Origin of the sequence: Streptomyces sp. NPDC018833 (assembly GCF_044390825.1) — a bacterium.
Lineage (GTDB): Bacteria > Actinomycetota > Actinomycetes > Streptomycetales > Streptomycetaceae > Streptomyces.
The window spans coordinates 395,739-411,299 of sequence record NZ_JBIRZM010000004.1; the positions used below are offsets into that span (position 1 = coordinate 395,739).

The 15,561-nt window shown below is 71.4% G+C and carries 14 protein-coding genes; 8 read left to right on the plus strand and 6 right to left on the minus strand.

Features of this window, described 5'->3' with window-relative positions; translation table 11 throughout:
- The first annotated feature begins 67 nt into the window (after positions 1-67).
- Both ACH5AF_RS11470 and ACH5AF_RS11475 read left to right on the plus strand, forming a co-directional pair.
- Complete coding sequence (locus tag ACH5AF_RS11470; RefSeq protein ID WP_398901336.1) at positions 68-1,219, plus strand: ABC transporter ATP-binding protein; 1,152 nt, start codon at positions 68-70, stop codon at positions 1,217-1,219.
- Positions 1,216-2,049: an ABC transporter permease gene (locus ACH5AF_RS11475; protein WP_398901337.1), complete on the plus strand. Its 834-nt coding sequence runs from the start codon at positions 1,216-1,218 to the stop codon at positions 2,047-2,049. The genes ACH5AF_RS11470 and ACH5AF_RS11475 overlap by 4 nt, the downstream gene beginning before the upstream one ends.
- A 15-nt stretch (positions 2,050-2,064) precedes the next feature.
- On the opposite strand, the gene ACH5AF_RS11480 is transcribed toward ACH5AF_RS11475, so the two are convergent.
- Positions 2,065-2,394: an ATP/GTP-binding protein gene (locus tag ACH5AF_RS11480; RefSeq protein ID WP_398901338.1), complete on the minus strand. Its 330-nt coding sequence runs from the start codon at positions 2,392-2,394 to the stop codon at positions 2,065-2,067.
- Positions 2,395-2,608: 214 nt separating this feature from the next.
- Here ACH5AF_RS11480 and ACH5AF_RS11485 point away from each other — a divergent pair, with 214 nt between their 5' ends.
- Positions 2,609-3,640, plus strand: coding sequence for an LLM class flavin-dependent oxidoreductase (locus ACH5AF_RS11485; RefSeq protein WP_398901339.1), 1,032 nt, complete (start codon positions 2,609-2,611; stop codon positions 3,638-3,640).
- A 136-nt stretch (positions 3,641-3,776) separates the two neighbouring features.
- Here the strand turns inward: ACH5AF_RS11485 and ACH5AF_RS11490 are convergent, their stop codons facing one another.
- Positions 3,777-4,169 (minus strand): SCO5389 family protein, encoded by a 393-nt coding sequence (locus ACH5AF_RS11490; RefSeq protein WP_215185009.1) that lies wholly within the window; start codon positions 4,167-4,169, stop codon positions 3,777-3,779.
- 242 nt (positions 4,170-4,411) lie between these two features.
- On the opposite strand from ACH5AF_RS11490, the gene nucS reads away from it, so the two are divergent.
- Positions 4,412-5,074: an endonuclease NucS gene (nucS, locus tag ACH5AF_RS11495; RefSeq protein WP_398901340.1), complete on the plus strand. Its 663-nt coding sequence runs from the start codon at positions 4,412-4,414 to the stop codon at positions 5,072-5,074.
- A gap of 475 nt (positions 5,075-5,549) precedes the next feature.
- Here nucS and ACH5AF_RS11500 read toward each other — a convergent pair whose 3' ends face one another.
- The 3 genes from ACH5AF_RS11500 to ACH5AF_RS11510 form a co-directional block, all read right to left on the minus strand.
- Positions 5,550-8,081, minus strand: coding sequence for an ATP-binding protein (locus tag ACH5AF_RS11500; protein WP_398901342.1), 2,532 nt, complete (start codon positions 8,079-8,081; stop codon positions 5,550-5,552).
- Between the two features lie 266 nt (positions 8,082-8,347).
- Entirely contained in the window at positions 8,348-8,671 is a 324-nt protein-coding gene (locus ACH5AF_RS11505) for an STAS domain-containing protein (protein WP_215185013.1), read from the minus strand.
- Positions 8,672-8,819: 148 nt separating this feature from the next.
- A complete protein-coding gene (locus tag ACH5AF_RS11510; RefSeq protein WP_398901343.1) occupies positions 8,820-9,668 on the minus strand; it encodes a 3-hydroxyacyl-CoA dehydrogenase family protein in 849 nt (282 codons plus the stop codon).
- Between the two features lie 275 nt (positions 9,669-9,943).
- Here ACH5AF_RS11510 and ACH5AF_RS11515 point away from each other — a divergent pair, with 275 nt between their 5' ends.
- Entirely contained in the window at positions 9,944-10,516 is a 573-nt protein-coding gene (locus ACH5AF_RS11515) for a cob(I)yrinic acid a,c-diamide adenosyltransferase (protein ID WP_398901344.1), read from the plus strand.
- Between the two features lie 188 nt (positions 10,517-10,704).
- On the opposite strand, the gene ACH5AF_RS11520 is transcribed toward ACH5AF_RS11515, so the two are convergent.
- Positions 10,705-11,301, minus strand: coding sequence for a hypothetical protein (locus ACH5AF_RS11520; protein WP_398901345.1), 597 nt, complete (start codon positions 11,299-11,301; stop codon positions 10,705-10,707).
- 153 nt (positions 11,302-11,454) lie between these two features.
- Here ACH5AF_RS11520 and ACH5AF_RS11525 point away from each other — a divergent pair, with 153 nt between their 5' ends.
- The 3 genes from ACH5AF_RS11525 (at position 11,455) to ACH5AF_RS11535 (ending at position 15,483) form a co-directional block, all read left to right on the plus strand.
- Positions 11,455-12,660, plus strand: a complete 1,206-nt coding sequence (locus ACH5AF_RS11525; RefSeq protein WP_398901346.1) for a sensor histidine kinase — start codon at positions 11,455-11,457, stop codon at positions 12,658-12,660.
- Positions 12,657-13,463, plus strand: a complete 807-nt coding sequence (locus ACH5AF_RS11530) for a response regulator (protein ID WP_398901347.1) — start codon at positions 12,657-12,659, stop codon at positions 13,461-13,463. The genes ACH5AF_RS11525 and ACH5AF_RS11530 overlap by 4 nt, the downstream gene beginning before the upstream one ends.
- 253 nt (positions 13,464-13,716) lie before the next feature.
- On the plus strand, positions 13,717-15,483 hold the full coding sequence (locus ACH5AF_RS11535) for a glycosyl hydrolase family 18 protein (protein ID WP_398901471.1): 1,767 nt from the start codon (positions 13,717-13,719) through the stop codon (positions 15,481-15,483).
- Positions 15,484-15,561: the final 78 nt, after the last annotated feature.

Consider the following 15,561-nt stretch of genomic DNA (forward strand, 5'->3'; position numbering starts at 1 on the left):
CTCTTACGGGGGCGTACGGCATGCATGGCCTGTGCCCCGACGACCCGAATGTCGATGGGGCTGGAGAATGATCGAGGCAGTCGGCCTGACGAAGCGCTACGGCGCCAAGACAGCCGTGTACAACCTTTCCTTCCAGGTGCGGCCCGGCACCGTCACCGGATTCCTCGGGCCCAACGGCGCCGGCAAGTCCACGACCATGCGCATGATCCTCGGGCTCGACAAGCCGACCGAGGGGCAGGTCACCATCAGCGGCCGGCCGTACCGGCAGCTGCCGAACGCGCCGCGGCAGGTCGGTGCGCTGCTGGACGCCAAGGCCGTGCACGGCGGGCGCAGCGCGCGCAGCCACCTGCTGTCGCTGGCGCAGCTGTCTGGCATCCCGGCCCGCCGCGTGGACGAGGTGCTCGGCGTCGTCGGTCTCCAGGACGTCGCCAAGCGCCGCTCCCAGGGCTTCTCGCTCGGCATGGGGCAGCGGCTCGGCATCGCCGCGGCACTGCTCGGCGACCCGCAGGTGCTGCTCTTCGACGAGCCGGTCAACGGACTCGACCCCGAAGGCATCCTCTGGGTGCGCAATCTGATGAAGCAGCTGGCCGCCGAGGGCCGCACGGTCTTCGTCTCCTCGCACCTGATGAGCGAAATGGCGCTCACCGCCGACCACTTGATCGTCATCGGCCGGGGCCAGCTGCTCGCGGACATGAGCGTCAAGGACTTCATCTCGCACAACTCCGCTGATTTCGCCCGCGTGCGCACGCCGCAGACCGACCCGCAGCAGCGGGAGAAGCTTCTCGCCGCACTGACCGAGGCGGGCGGACAGGTCATGTCCGAGCCGGACGGCGCCCTGCGCGTCACCGGACTCGCGCTGCCGAGGATCAGCGACGTGGCCCATGAGGCGGACGTACGGCTGTGGGAGCTGTCGCCGCACCAGGCGTCGCTGGAGGAGGCGTACATGCGGATGACGCAGGGCGCCGTCGACTACCGCTCCACCGACGACCAGAAGGCGGGGCTGATGCAGCAGCCGCCGATGGGCTACCTGCCGCCGCAGCCGCAGATCCCCGAGGTCCCGCAGCAGGGCTGGTACGCCCCGCCGCCGCCCGGAGCCGGCCAGAACCCGTACGCGGCGGTGGCACCGGGCGCGCCCGCGCAGCCCACGGCGCCGGCCGCTCCGCCCGTTGCTCCTCCTGCCGCCCCCGCCGACCCGAACAAGCCCGAGGACGCCCGATGACCACCCCCTACCAGCAGCCGGGGGCCGCGGCCCCCACGTACGCATCCCCGATCCCGGTCCGCGGCGCGCATCTCGGGGACGCACTCGCCTCCGAGTGGACCAAGATCCGCTCGGTGCGCTCCACGATGTGGACGCTCGGCGTGATGATCGTGCTGATGCTCGGAATCGGTCTGGGAGTCGCCGCGATCGTGGCCGCCAGCGATGTCGACCTGCAGGGCGACTCGGCGCTCGGCTTCGGCTTCTTCGGCGTGCTGCTCGGCACGATCTGCGTGATGACGCTGGGCGTGCTGACGATCGCCTCCGAGTACGGCACGGGCATGATCCGTACGACCCTGACGGCCTGCCCCAGCCGCGCACGGGTGCTGGCCGCCAAGGCGATCGTCTTCTTCCTCCTCGTCTTCACCATCACGGTGGTCTTCGCCGCGCTCGTCGCCGTCATCCAGGTGGGCATGGTGGACACCGTCGAGCCCACCGGGGACGAGTGGCTGCGCTCGACGGTTGGCGTGGCGCTGTTCGTCGCCTCGATCGGCCTGCTGTCGCTGGCCGTCGGCACCATGATCCGGCACTCGGCCGGCGCGATCACGATCATGATCGGCGTGATGCTGCTGCCGCTCGTCGCGGCCATGTTCATGTTCTCGGAGTCGCTCGCGGACGTGCAGGAGTTCCTGCTGAACTACGCGATCCCGAGCCAGCTCATCGGTATCTACGGCGAGGCCGCGGCCGGCGGCTCCTCGGGTCCGGTCGGCTGGGAGCCGGTGTGGATCATGCTCGGCATCACCACCGTCGCGCTGGGCGGCGCGTTCGCCGTCATCAACAGCCGGGACGTGTAGACGTCACAGAAGACGTCAGTACCTGGGCGCGTTTCGGGACCGCTGCACCCGTGTGGTGCGGCGGTCCTTCGCGTTCCAGCACGCCTTGTGCCAGTGGCGCCGGTCCTCGACGCCCCCGTGTTCGGGCCAGGCCACCACGTGCGGGAGGCCGGAGGGGATCTCCTGGTCGCAGCCCGGGCAGCGGTACGTCTTACCGGCGGCACTCGCGCCCGCGACAAGGCGCACCGACCAGTCCTCGCCCTGCCACGACTCGCTGCGCCCGAACCCGCCGTACCGGTCGCCGCCGCCTGCTGCTCGCTCGGTCGGCTTCTCGCCGCCTCGGGGGCGGTTGCGGCGCGGGGACACGTGACACCTCACGGGACTCTAAGGAACGGATCCTTTCCAGCGTAAGGGCCGAGAAGAAGGGCACTCGCCCTCCCGGCCATGACACCGTGACCACTGACAGCGGCCGGTTACCGGACAATCGCAACAACTTCACGCGCGGCCGTGCCTTTGGCACGTGTCAGACGTTATTGCCGGTAGGGGGAGTGACGCGTCGGCCGCAAGGAGGCTAAAGGCGATGCGCGTTGGGACTTTTGTACTGGCGGCCCAGTTCCCGGGACAGGGACAGGGGGAGGCGCTGCACCGCGCGCTGCGGTCCGCCGAGGTCGCGGAGGAAGCCGGGCTGGATTCCGTGTGGTTGGCGGAGCACCACTTCGTACCGTACGGCGTGTGTCCGTCGGCGGTGACCCTCGCCGCACTGCTCCTCGGCCGCACACGCCGGATCGGGGTCGGCACGGCCGTGAGCGTGCTGCCGAGCGTCCATCCCGTGGCGCTGGGAGAGCAGGCGGCGTTGCTGCACCTCACCTCCGGTGGGCGGTTCACGCTCGGCGTGGGGCGCGGCGGGCCGTGGGTCGACCTGGAGGTGTTCGGCGCGGGACTCGCGGCGCACGAGAGCGGGTTCCCGGAATCGCTCGATCTGCTGATGCGGTGGCTGCGCGAGCCGCGGGTCGGCGCGGACGGGGAGCGGTTCTCCTTCCGTGAGGTCGCGGTCGTCCCGCGTCCCGACGAGCTGATCGGCGGCCCGCCGGGCGGGCCGGAGGTCGTCGTCGCCTGTACGTCGCCGAAAAGTGTGAAGCTCGCCGCCGAGCGCGGGCTGCCGATGCTGCTGGGGATGCACTGCGGGGACGAGGAGAAGGCGGAGATGGTCGCCCTGTGGCGCTCGCACGCGCTCCGCACGGGCCACTCCCCCGACGAGGTCGCGGACGCGGGGCATGTGTCGGCGGGCGTCGTCCAGATCGCCGACCGGGTGGCGGACGCGACCGAGAGCCTGGTGAAGGCGATGCCGGGCTGGCTCAAGCAGGGCCTGGAGGCGCATGTCACGATCGACGGCCGGCACCGCACGATGCGCGACCCGGTGACCTACACGGAGCTGCTTTGCGCGCTGCACCCGGTGGGCACGCCGCGGCTTGCCGCCGACCGGCTCGCCGCGACGGCGGAGCGGACCGGCATCAGGCGCTTCGCGCTGCTGGCCGAGGGCTCGGGTGATCTGGCGGCCACCGAGGAGAACCTACGGCGCCTGGGCGCGGAGGTGCTCCCCCAGCTCGCCTGACCGGCGCCCGTGTGCGGTCTCCGGCCGGGCCCGTCGTCCCGGCCGGAGTCGTACGCATGCACACGTGCACACATGCAGCGCCGACGCTCTGGCGGGGACGACAGCGCCCCACGGTGCGGAGCGGCAGCGGAAGATCTCAGCAGTCGCGCAGTTCGGGCGACTGGTTGAGCAGCTGGGCCCGCACGGAAGTGAAGCGGGCGAGCCGCTCGTCCACCGAGGAGTCCAGCGGGAACACCGCGACGCGGTGGCAGTTCTGGAAGGCCAGACGCACACCGAAGTGCCGCTGGAGCGCACCGCGAATGGCGTCACTCGCGAGTGCGCGCAGCAGCTGGCCACGTGCCTGCTCGTCCGGCGGGGGCGTCTGGTTGTCGGCGAAGTCGCCGCCGTCCACCTTCAGCTGAGCCACCAGAGAACTGATCATCTCCCATGCGTAGGGCAGGGAGGTCCGGACGCAGTCGACGAAAGCTGCTTCGTCGACCTCGCCTCGCTCGGCCTGTTCCAACAGCACCGGTGAGACGTCGAGCGACATGGGTTCTCCTCTCGCGGCCCCGGTGAACGGGGCCTTACGGGCAGGGAAGGAGGCATCCGACGAAACGACGGCATACGAACGATGTAGGACGACGCAGAGTGCACGAGCGGCAACCTCCCGCTTCCACGGTAAGTGCGGTGTCTTGAGGGCACCAGGAGATTGGGAACACAACCGGCCAAATAAGAAGGGGGCTTCCGGGGCGAATCGCGCGGGGCCGCGTCGGTCGAGTAGCGTTGCCGACCATGCGCCTCGTCATCGCCCGCTGCTCCGTGGACTACGCGGGCCGGCTCACCGCCCATCTGCCCTCCGCCCCCCGGTTGATCCTGGTCAAGGCGGACGGCAGTGTGTCCATCCACGCAGACGACAGGGCCTACAAACCGCTGAACTGGATGTCGCCTCCCTGCACGTTGAAGGAGGGCGACGACAAGGTGTGGACCGTGGTGAACAAAGCGGGCGAGAAACTGATCATCACGATGGAGGAAATCCTCCACGACTCCTCGCACGAGCTCGGGGTGGACCCCGGCCTCATCAAGGACGGCGTGGAAGCGCACCTCCAGGAGCTTCTGGCCGACCGGATCGAGACACTCGGCGAGGGATACAGTCTCATCCGGCGCGAATACCCCACGGCGATCGGCCCCGTGGACATCCTCTGCCGCGACGCGGACGGCAGGACGGTGGCGGTGGAGATCAAGCGCCGCGGTGAGATCGACGGCGTGGAGCAGCTGACCCGCTACCTGGAACTGCTGAACCGCGACCCGCATCTGGCCCCGGTGAGGGGCTTGTTCGCGGCACAGGAGATCAAGCCCCAGGCACGCGTGCTGGCGACGGACCGGGGAATCGGCTGCGTGGTGCTGGACTACGACGCGCTGCGCGGCATCGAGGACGACAAGCTCCGCCTGTTCTGACACCCCTGGGGCCGGCGACCCGACGGTTGCCGGTGCCGGCTTCATGCCGGAGGCCGCGCATCACATCCGGCCGGGACACGTCGCCCCACGGCCCAAGGCGCGCTTCGCGCACGGAAACCCGGCCCACGCGCCGCGGACCCGGAGTCGCCCCCACGCAGCGCGCGAGCCCACGGGCAGGCGCCACGGACGCTGCCTCCGGCCCGGGGCCCCCACGGCGCACGAGCCCACGGGCAAGCGCTCACCTGGGCATGCCGCGGCACACTCCGCTCGGCGCGCACCAGCCCTGGCAAGCAACCGGGCAACCGCGACGCCGTGGACCCTCCACCCGCCGCCGACGCCACGTCCCGCAGCACGCGTGACACCACATCTCCCCGGCACGCGCGCCGACCCCGAGCGCGTCGCCCCACGGCCCAAGGCGCGCCTCCGCGGCCAGGGCGCCTCGTGTTGCCCCGGGCCGGAAAGGGCCCGTGGTTCGTCACATCACCGGCGCCGAGGCGCTCTCCGTCTCCGTCGGGCCGCTCGCCGACGTCTCTGCGCCGGGCGACGCCGATTGCGAGCCGGACGGCGACGGCGACGGGGACTGCGAGGGCGGCTCGGACGCGCTCGGCGTCGGTGACGACGGCGGCTTCGGCGTCGACCGCGTCGGCGTCGGCTTCGGCGGCGCCTGCGTCTCCGACGGGCTCCCCGGCCCGGACGGGGCCGGCGACGGGCTCGTGCCGGGCCTCGGCGGCGCGTCCGGGTACGTCGAGGAGGCGGGCCGCGGCGTCGACGACGGGCTCTTCGTCGCGCCCTTGTCGTCCGGCCTCTCCGACATGTCGTCCGCCGGGTCCTGTGGGGTGTCCCAGTCGTCCGGGAGGTCGTCGTCCTCCGTCTGCTGCCCGTTCCTGACCTTGTCCGTCGGCGCGTCGTCCTTGTCGGAGGTGGCCCCGAGCGTCACCACCGTGCCCAGGACGACCGCGAGCAGCGCGCCCGCCCCCGCAGCGACCACGTTGCGGCGGTTGCCGCCGAGGAAGGCCAGGCCCCGGCGGGCCGGCGGCTCGGTGGCGGTGATCAGCGCCGTGGGCTCCTGCGCCGGCCCCGTACGCGGAAGCTGCGGCATCGTGGTCGTGAACGGCGACGACAGCGGCGGCACGGGCGGCGGCGACGCCCCCTCCATGCGTATGGTCAGTGCCTCCGGCTTCGGCGCGAGCCCTGCCGTACGGTCCCCGACGAGCGCCAGCGCCCGCCGCCCCGCGACCGTGCCGCGCTTGTCGGCGAGCGCGCCACGCATGGCGATGGAGGCCTCCAGCTCGGCCCTGGCCCGTTCGAGGTTGCCGGTGCAGAGCGCGAGGACGCCCAACTCGTGGTGGAAGTACGCCTCTTCGGCGACCTTGCCCGCGATGCGGGCAGCCTCCGAGCCGACCCGCAGGGCCCGCTCCCAGGCGTTCCAGTTCAGCCCCGCGGCGAACACGGGTGCGGCGCTGCGGGCGAGCAGCACCGCCGTGCTGAGGTGTCCCGCGTCCCGGCCGGGCACCAGCGCGCTGAGCGAGGTGAGCACCGCGTCCGCCTCGGCGATCGCGCGCTCGGGTGTGACCGAAGGGTGGCCCGACCACCAGGCGTAGTGCTGTGCGGCGGTGTGGGCGTGGGTGACGGAGTCCTCGTCGTAGCCCTTCTCCCGCAGCTGGGCGAGCACTCCGGCCGCGAGGCGGTAGCGCGTGCCGACGGGCGACAGCAGCCCGCAGCCCATCAGCTCGCCGAGCGCCGCGTCCGCGTGGGTGTCGCCGACGAGCGCCGGCAGATGGGCCTGGTGCGGCACCTCGCCGCCGAGGGCGACGGCGAGCCGCAGGGTCTGCTGCGCGGACTCGCTGAGCCGCGAGGCGAGCAGCGGCGCGGGCGCGGCCCCCTCCCCCAGCGTCGGCAGCGGTACGTCTTTGCCCCGCGTGGCGTCGAACGCGGCGAACTCGTCCGGGTCCCCGCGCAGCCCGTCGCCCTGTCTCAGCAGCGCACCGGCCTGGACGAAGCGCAGCGGCAGGCCCTCGGACTCGAACCAGAGGTCGCCCGCCCAGTTGGTCTCCTCCTCCGTGAGCGGCCGCTCGACGATGTGCGAGAGCAGCTCCAGCGCGGTCGCGCGGCCGAGGCCGCCGAGGAAGACCTCTTCGAGGGACGAATCCGCGGAGGGCGCGGGGACGTCGGGCGTCGCGGCGAGCAGGAAGGCGCACTCGGGGGCGGCGTCGAGCAGCTCGTCGAGCGCCGCGCCGCCGAACTCCAGGTCGTCGAGGACGACGACGGCTCCGATGTCGCGGATGAATCCGGCGAGCGCGTTGCGGTCAGGCCGGTGCCGCGGCGCGGAGAAGACGATGGCGAAGAGGTCCCGGAGCAGCTCTCCGGGCGCCCGGTGACGGCCGTTCAGGCGAACGACACCGTCGGGGGCGAGGTCCGCGCAGTCCTCGGCGACGACGTCGAGGAGGGTACTGCGCCCAGAGCCCGCGGGGCCCGTGAGCCGTACGGAACGGCCCTGGCCGAGCAGCCGGACGAGCCGCTCGCGCTCCTCTCCCCGTTCCAGCAGCGGCAGCCGCGGCGACGCCGGGCCCGGCGGTACGGGCGGTAGTGCGGCGCGCTGCAACTCGACACGTTCGGCCGCGGAGCGCCGGGCCGGCCTTTCGGGCTGCTCCCCGGGCGGGCAGGGTTCGATCTCGCTGCCGTCGAGGGGGTTGACGGTGAGCAGGAAGTCGCCCGAGACGAGCTTGACGGTGCGCATCTGCGCCGGGGCGGACTGCCCCGCGGGTGTGATGGCGTCGCGCGGCGGGCGGGCCGGGCCGTTGCCCAACCCGCCGTCGCTGCCCGAGCCGCCGTCGCCGCCGAAGCCGCCGTCGCCGCCGAAGCCGCCGAAGCCGCCGTCGCTGCCCGAGCTGCCGTCGCTGCCGAAGCCGCCGTCGCCGCCCGGGCTGCCGTCGCCGCCCGACCGGGCGACATTGCCGAAGCCACCGCCGTCGCCGAAGCCGCCCTCGCCGAAGCTGTCGTTGTTCATGGTGAAAGCCCCCAGATACGGTTCGCCCGGCCTCGCTCCGCCAAGATCCTCGATCCTGGGGCCCGAGCCGCGTGCGGATGCCCTCCCGGCCTTGTCTCGCACGCTCGCCGTCGCTTCGGTCCGGTGCCCACCTGATGGGTCCTTCACAAGGGTGGGCGATGGAACCCTAGACGCTCCGTCGGCGTCGCGGAACCGGCGGGGTCCCGCGCCGCCTGGGACGTCACAGTCTCGGGAGATATGCCCAGCTCGTGCCGGTCGCGCCGGAGTCAGACCCGGGGAAGCGATTCGGCGGCGATGCCGCCCTCGATCGCCAGGATGCGGTGCAGCCGGGTCGCGACGAGAAGTCTCTGCATCTGCGGCGGGACGCCGCGCAGCACCAAGCGGCGGCCGCACCGGCCGGCCCGCCGGTGCGCGCCCATGATGACCCCGAGCCCGGTGGCGTCCCAGGAGTCGAGATGCGTCAGGTCGAGCACCAGGTCGCCGTCGCCGTCGTCGACGGCCGAGTGCAGGACCGTACGGGCGTCCGCCGCGCTCCGGACGTCGAGGCGGCCCCCGACGACCAGCTCGGCGTGGTCGCCCCTGATGTGCATATGCGCTCCCCGAGAACTCTGCGTTACCCCGAAACCCGTACTTCTCCGTCTAGAACAACTGACTGTCCGACACACGGAGGGGTTGCTGCTTGTAAGCGAACCGATACCAAATTCACCCCGGCGGGCGATACCGAATCGGTCCATAAGGTCAGTGCTTGTAAAAGCCCTGCCCGCTCTTGCGGCCGATGTCACCCGCGTCCACCATCCGGCGCATCAGCTCCGGCGGCGCGAACTTCTCGTCCTGCGACTCGGTGTAGATGTTGCTTGTGGCGTGCAGCAGGATGTCGACGCCCGTCAGGTCGGCGGTGGCAAGCGGTCCCATGGCGTGGCCGAAGCCGAGCTTGCAGGCGATGTCGATGTCCTCGGCGCTGGCGACGCCCGACTCGTACAGTTTCGCGGCCTCGACGACGAGCGCCGAGATGAGGCGAGTGGTGACGAAGCCGGCGACGTCACGGTTGACGACGATGCAGGTCTTGCCGACGGACTCGGCGAATTCGCGTGCGGTGGCGAGGGTTTCGTCGCTGGTCTTGTAGCCGCGCACCAGCTCGCACAGCTGCATCATGGGCACCGGCGAGAAGAAGTGCGCGCCCACGACCCGCTCCGGACGCTCCGTCGCGGCCGCGATCTTCGTGATCGGGATGGCGGAGGTGTTGGAGGCGAGGACGGCATCGTCCCGTACGAGCTTGTCGAGCGCACGGAAGATCTCGTGCTTGACCTCGAGCTTCTCGAAGACGGCCTCGACGACGATGTCCGCGTCGGCGACGGCGTCCAGGTCGGTCGTGGTGGTGATGCGGGCCAACGCGGCGTCGGCTTCGGCGGCTTCGAGCTTGCCCTTGGAGACGAACTTGTCGTACGACGCCTTGATGCCGTCCCGGCCGCGCGTCAGGGCTTCGTCGGTGACATCGCGGAGTACGACGTCCCAGCCCGCCTGGGCCGAGACCTGCGCGATTCCGGACCCCATGAGTCCGGCCCCGATGACGGCGAGCTTCCTGGCCACTGCGGCACCCCTTAACGGCTGTTTACCTATGCGCTCTCTGGCGGAGGTTAGCGCCCGTGAGGTGCCGTGTGGCCGCGAAGAGATGCGCGTCACGTCTCGAATGACGGACGTCACACCGAGGGCCGGTCACGGACCGCCGCGGACGGCTCGGCCGCGGTCCCCGGCACTCATCTCGTCGACGAGGACAAGGGCTTCACGCGAATGCCGCTCGCGGCTCGCCGTGACGGTCGGCACACGTGCCCTCCGTGGCGGCGGAGCCTCACTACGCTGGCCGTATGGTCAATCTGACGCGCATCTACACCCGTACCGGCGACCAGGGCACCACCGCTCTGGGCGACATGAGCCGCACCGCCAAGACCGATCTGCGCATCGCCGCGTACGCCGACGCCAATGAGGCCAATGCCGTCATCGGCACGGCCATCGCCCTCGGACAGCTGGGCGAGGACGTGGTGAAGGTCCTCGTCCGCGTGCAGAACGACCTGTTCGACGTGGGCGCGGACCTGTCGACCCCGGTGGTCGAGAACCCGAAGTACCCGCCGCTGCGGGTCGAGCAGTCGTACATCGACAAACTGGAGGCGGACTGCGACCGCTTCCTGGAGGTCCTGGAGAAGCTCCGCAGTTTCATCCTCCCCGGCGGCACGCCGGGGGCGGCGCTGCTGCACCAGGCGTGCACGGTCGTACGGCGGGCCGAGCGCTCGACATGGGCGGCGCTGGAGGTGCACGGCGAGACGATGAACGCGCTGACGGCGACGTATCTGAACCGCCTGTCCGACCTCCTGTTCATTCTGGCCAGGACCGCGAACAAGAAGGTCGGCGACGTGCTGTGGGTGCCGGGCGGCGACCGCTGAACCCGGCTGAACCCGATCACCCCGGCCGGGGGTCCGGGGGTCGCCCCCCGGAAAAACACAGCATTCTGGCCAGGACCGCGAACAAGAAGGTCGGCGACGTGCTGTGGGTACCCGGCGGCGACCGCTGAACCCGACCGCCCCGTTCCGGGGCCCGGGGGTCGCCCCCGGAACAACACAGCTGCCGTCAGTCAGTTCCGCCAGTTCCGTTCGGCGCTGACCGGTTCGCGTTCCGTTTCGCGTTCCGGCTCGCCCTTCGGCGCCTTCGGCGGCCAGAGGGTGTACGACAGGGCGATCAGTCCGTGGATGCCGGCCGCCTGCCACGCGGTCCTCATCCAGCTCTCCAGGGAGCCGGTCCGGCTCGCGTCGCCCACGTACCAGATGGCTATCTGCAGCAGCACCGTGGTGACGCCGGCGGCGATCAACGTGCCGAGCCAGACGCGGCCCTCGTGCTTGGCGCGGGCCATCCCGTAGCGCGGCGGCTTGACGGGGGGCGGGGCGCCGCCGAAGCGGTGGGCGGCATGGCCGTCGAGCCATTGGACCGTGCGGTGGCCGTGGCCGACCGTGTAGCCGATGTAGAGCGCGGCCAGGCCGTGTTTCCAGCTCGGTTCGGCACCGTTCTCGAGGTCGACGGCCGTGGCGACGAGGAGCACGACCTCCAGCAGCGGTTCGCACAGCAGCAGCGCGGCCCCGGTGCGCGGCATCTTGAGCAGATAGCGGGTGGCGAGTCCTGCGGCCAGCAGTACCCAGAAGCCGACCTCGCAGACCACGATCAGCGTGACGATCACGACGGCTCTCCTTTCGTACGGTTCCAGCGTGTCGGCCGGGGACCGCGGATTCGTCGTCGTGAGTGACGAGCTGCGACTGCATCGTTCGATGTAGTCGCGGCTCCGACCACGCGGTGAGGCACCGGGTGGCCCGGTGCGTGTTGGATAAGGGCCGTGACCGTTCCCCGCCCGCACCGTGAGGACGTCCTCATCGCGGTCGTCGGCCTGCTCGGCGGACTGCTGCTGTGGTCGCTGGGACTGTACTCCCAGGGCGACCACGCGCTGCTGCCGCCCTGGGTGACGCTGGTGCCGCTGGGGGCACTGGCCGTGCTTGAGCTGCTGCGCCGCACCATGCCGCGCACGGCCCTGATCGCCGGTACGGCCGCGGTCGTGGTGGACCCGTTCACGCCCGGCAGCATCGTGTCGCTCCTGATGTTCGCGGACATCGTCTACGCGGCCGTCGTCTACGGCACAGCCGCCTCTGCACGCCGTATCCCGGTCAGCACCGGAATGATCACGCTCGCGGTGACGATCGGCTTCCTGGCCTGGTTGCGGGACCCCGTAGCCCTGCTGATCGGCCTGGTGACCGGCATGGTCTCGTTCGGACCCGCCACCACCGGTGCCATCGTCCGCAACCACCGGGAGGCCGCGGAGGCGGCCCGGCTGCGCGCCGAGCAGACCGCGCTGCTGGCCGAGATGGACCGGGCGCAGGCGGTCGTCGCCGAGCGCGCGCGGATGGCCCGGGAGCTGCACGACATGGTCGCCAACCATCTCTCGGCCATCGCCATCCACTCCACGGCCGCCCTCTCGCTCGACGATGCCGCGACCACCCGGCAGGCCCTCACCGTCATCCGGGAGAACAGCGTCGAGGGGCTGGCGGAGATGCGCCGGCTGATCGGGCTGCTACGGGACAGCAGCGGTGACGCGGAACCCGCCGCCGCCCCGACCCTGGCGGGTCTGGAGGCCCTGGTGGAACAGGCGCGGGCGAACGGGGCGTCGAGCGGGCTCACGTTCGTGCTGCACGACACACGGGACGCCGGCGCCCGGCTGCCCGCCCCGGTGGAGCTGGCCGCCTACCGGATCGTGCAGGAGTCGCTGACCAACGCCATCAAGCACGCCGATGAGGGCGAGGTCCTCGTGGAGGTGACCGCCGACGGGGGCCGCTCGCTCCTGGTGACGGTGACGAGCGCGTTCGGGCGGCGGCCCGGGCCGCGGGCGCCCGGAGCCGGTGCGGGGCTGGTCGGGATGCAGGAGCGGGTGGCCCTGCTGGGCGGGGCGTTCGAGGCCGGTCCGGCCGCGAGCCCCGGGCAGGGAACGGAGAAGATCTGGCGGGTACGGGCGGAGCTGCCCGTACCGGACGACAAGGAGCCTTCGGCATGACGTTCGCAGCGGGACCCTCGAACGCCCCCGACACCCCGAGGGCCTCCGCGGCATCCGGTGTCCCGGTCGCCTCGGTGGCATCCGGCATTCGGGCGACCTCGGACGCACCAGGCACTCAGGCGCTTTCGGACGCACCCGGCGAGCCGGCATCCCGGACGATCCGGGTGCTCGTCGCCGAGGACCAGAGCGCCGTTCGCGCCGGTCTCGTGCTGATCCTGCGCAGCGCGCCGGACATCGACGTGGCGGGCGAGGCCGCCGACGGCGAGGAGGCGGTGCGGCTGGCACGCGAACTACGGCCGGATCTGGTGCTGATGGACGTGCAGATGCCGAAGCTGGACGGTGTCTCGGCGACCCGCCAGGTGGTCGCCGAGGGCTTGGCCGACGTGCTCGTGCTGACGACGTTCGACCTCGACGAATACGTCTTCGGTGCGCTGCGGGCCGGGGCCGCGGGCTTCCTGCTCAAGAACACGGAGGCGAAGCACCTGATCGGGGCGGTCCGCACGGTGGCGCGCGGTGAGGGGATGATCGCCCCGGCGGTGACACGCCGGCTGATCGCCGAGTTCGCCGCGCCGCGCGCGTCCCGACCCGCTCAGGGGGCCGACCCCTCGGTCGTCGACGCACTCACGCGCCGCGAGCGCGAGGTGCTGTCGTGCCTCGGCGAGGGACTGTCGAACGCCGAGATCGCCGGCCGCCTGTCGATGGCGGAGGCGACGGTGAAGACGCACGTCAGCAGGCTGCTGGGGAAGCTGGAGCTGCGCAGCCGGGTGCAAGCGGCGGTACTGGCGCAGGATTTGGGGATCTGACGGCATCCCGCCCCACCCGCATCGCCTATGGTCTGGACCTATTGACGATTGGTCCAGACCTTCCTACTCTCACGGCACAGACGCCGCGGTGAGCCTCGCGGCGTGCGCAGTGCACGGACCACCCCGACTTGTCCGTCCGCAAACTCGAGGAGCTTCCTTGAGCACTTCCGTCAGCGGGGCGCCGCGCCCCAGAAGCAGCTTCAGATCCAGAGCCACCGCGGGCCTGACCGCGCTTCTCCTCCCCCTCGCCGCCATGGTCGGCCTCGCCTCCCCCGCGGAGGCCGCCGCATCGGCCACGGCCTCGTACACCAAGGTCTCCGACTGGGGATCCGGCTTCGAGGGCAAGTGGACGGTGAAGAACACCGGCACCACCACCCTCAGCTCCTGGACCGTCGAGTGGGACTTCCCCGCCGGTACCTCCGTCACCTCCGCGTGGGACGCGGACGTCACCGGCTCCGGCACCCACTGGACCGCGAAGAACAAGAGCTGGAACGGTTCGCTGGGGCCCGGCGCCTCCGTCTCCTTCGGCTTCAACGGCACGGGCTCCGGCTCCCCGGCCGGCTGCAAGCTCAACGGCGCCTCCTGCGACGGCGGCTCCGTCCCCGGCGACAACCCGCCGTCCGCCCCCGGCACCCCGGCCGCGAGCAACATCACGAACACCTCGGTCACGCTCAGCTGGAGCGCCGCGACCGACGACAAGGGCATCAAGAACTACGACGTGCTGCGCGACGGCGCCAAGGTCGCCACGGTCACCGGCACCACGTACACCAACACCGGTCTGACCGCCGGCACGGACTACTCGTACACCGTCCAGGCCCGCGACACCGCCGACCAGACCGGTCCCGTCAGCGGCGCCCGCGCGGTACGCACCACCGGCGGCGGCACCGACCCGGGCCCCGGCCCCGGCGGCAAGGTCAAGCTGGGCTACTTCACCGAGTGGGGCATCTACGGGCGCAACTACCACGTGAAGAACCTGGTCACCTCCGGCTCGGCGTCGAAGATCACGCACATCAACTACGCCTTCGGCAACGTCCAGGGCGGCAAGTGCACCATCGGTGACGCCTACGCCGACTACGACAAGGCATACACCGCCGACCAGTCGGTCGACGGCGTCGCCGACACCTGGGACCAGCCGCTGCGCGGCAACTTCAACCAGCTGCGCAAGCTGAAGGCGAAGTACCCGCACATCAAGGTGCTGTGGTCGTTCGGCGGCTGGACCTGGTCCGGCGGCTTCGGCCAGGCCGCGGCGAACCCGGCCGCCTTCGCGCAGTCCTGCTACGACCTGGTCGAGGACCCGCGCTGGGCCGACGTCTTCGACGGCATCGACCTGGACTGGGAGTACCCGAACGCCTGCGGTCTGTCCTGCGACAGCAGCGGACCGGCGGCATTCAAGAACATGATGCAGGCCATGCGTGCCAAGTTCGGCACGAACAACCTGGTCACCGCCGCCGTCACGGCCGACGCGTCCTCCGGCGGCAAGATCGACGCGGCCGACTACGGCGGCGCCGCGCAGTACATCAACTGGTACAACGTGATGACGTACGACTTCTTCGGCGCCTGGGCGGCACAGGGCCCCACGGCCCCGCACTCCCCCCTCACCTCGTACCCGGGCATCCCGCAGGCGGGCTTCAACTCCGCCGAGGCGATCGCCAAATTCAAGGCGAAGGGCGTGCCCTCGTCCAAGCTGCTGCTCGGCATCGGCTTCTACGGCCGCGGCTGGACGGGAGTGACCCAGTCCGCACCGGGCGGCACCGCGACCGGGCCCGCGGCCGGCACGTACGAGCAGGGCATCGAGGACTACAAGGTGCTCCGCAGCACCTGCCCGGCGACCGGCACCGTCGCGGGCACGGCGTACGCGCATTGCGGCAGCAACTGGTGGAGCTACGACACCCCGGCCACCGTCGGCTCCAAGATGAGCTGGGCCAAGGGCCAGGGGCTCGGCGGAGCGTTCTTCTGGGAGTTCAGCGGTGACACCGCGAACGGCGAGCTCGTGACCGCGATCAACAGCGGCCTGGGGTGACCGGGCCGGACACACGAGCGGGGGCGGTGCCTGTGCACCGCCCCCGCTTCACGTCCTGGGCGACTCCCCCGACCAACG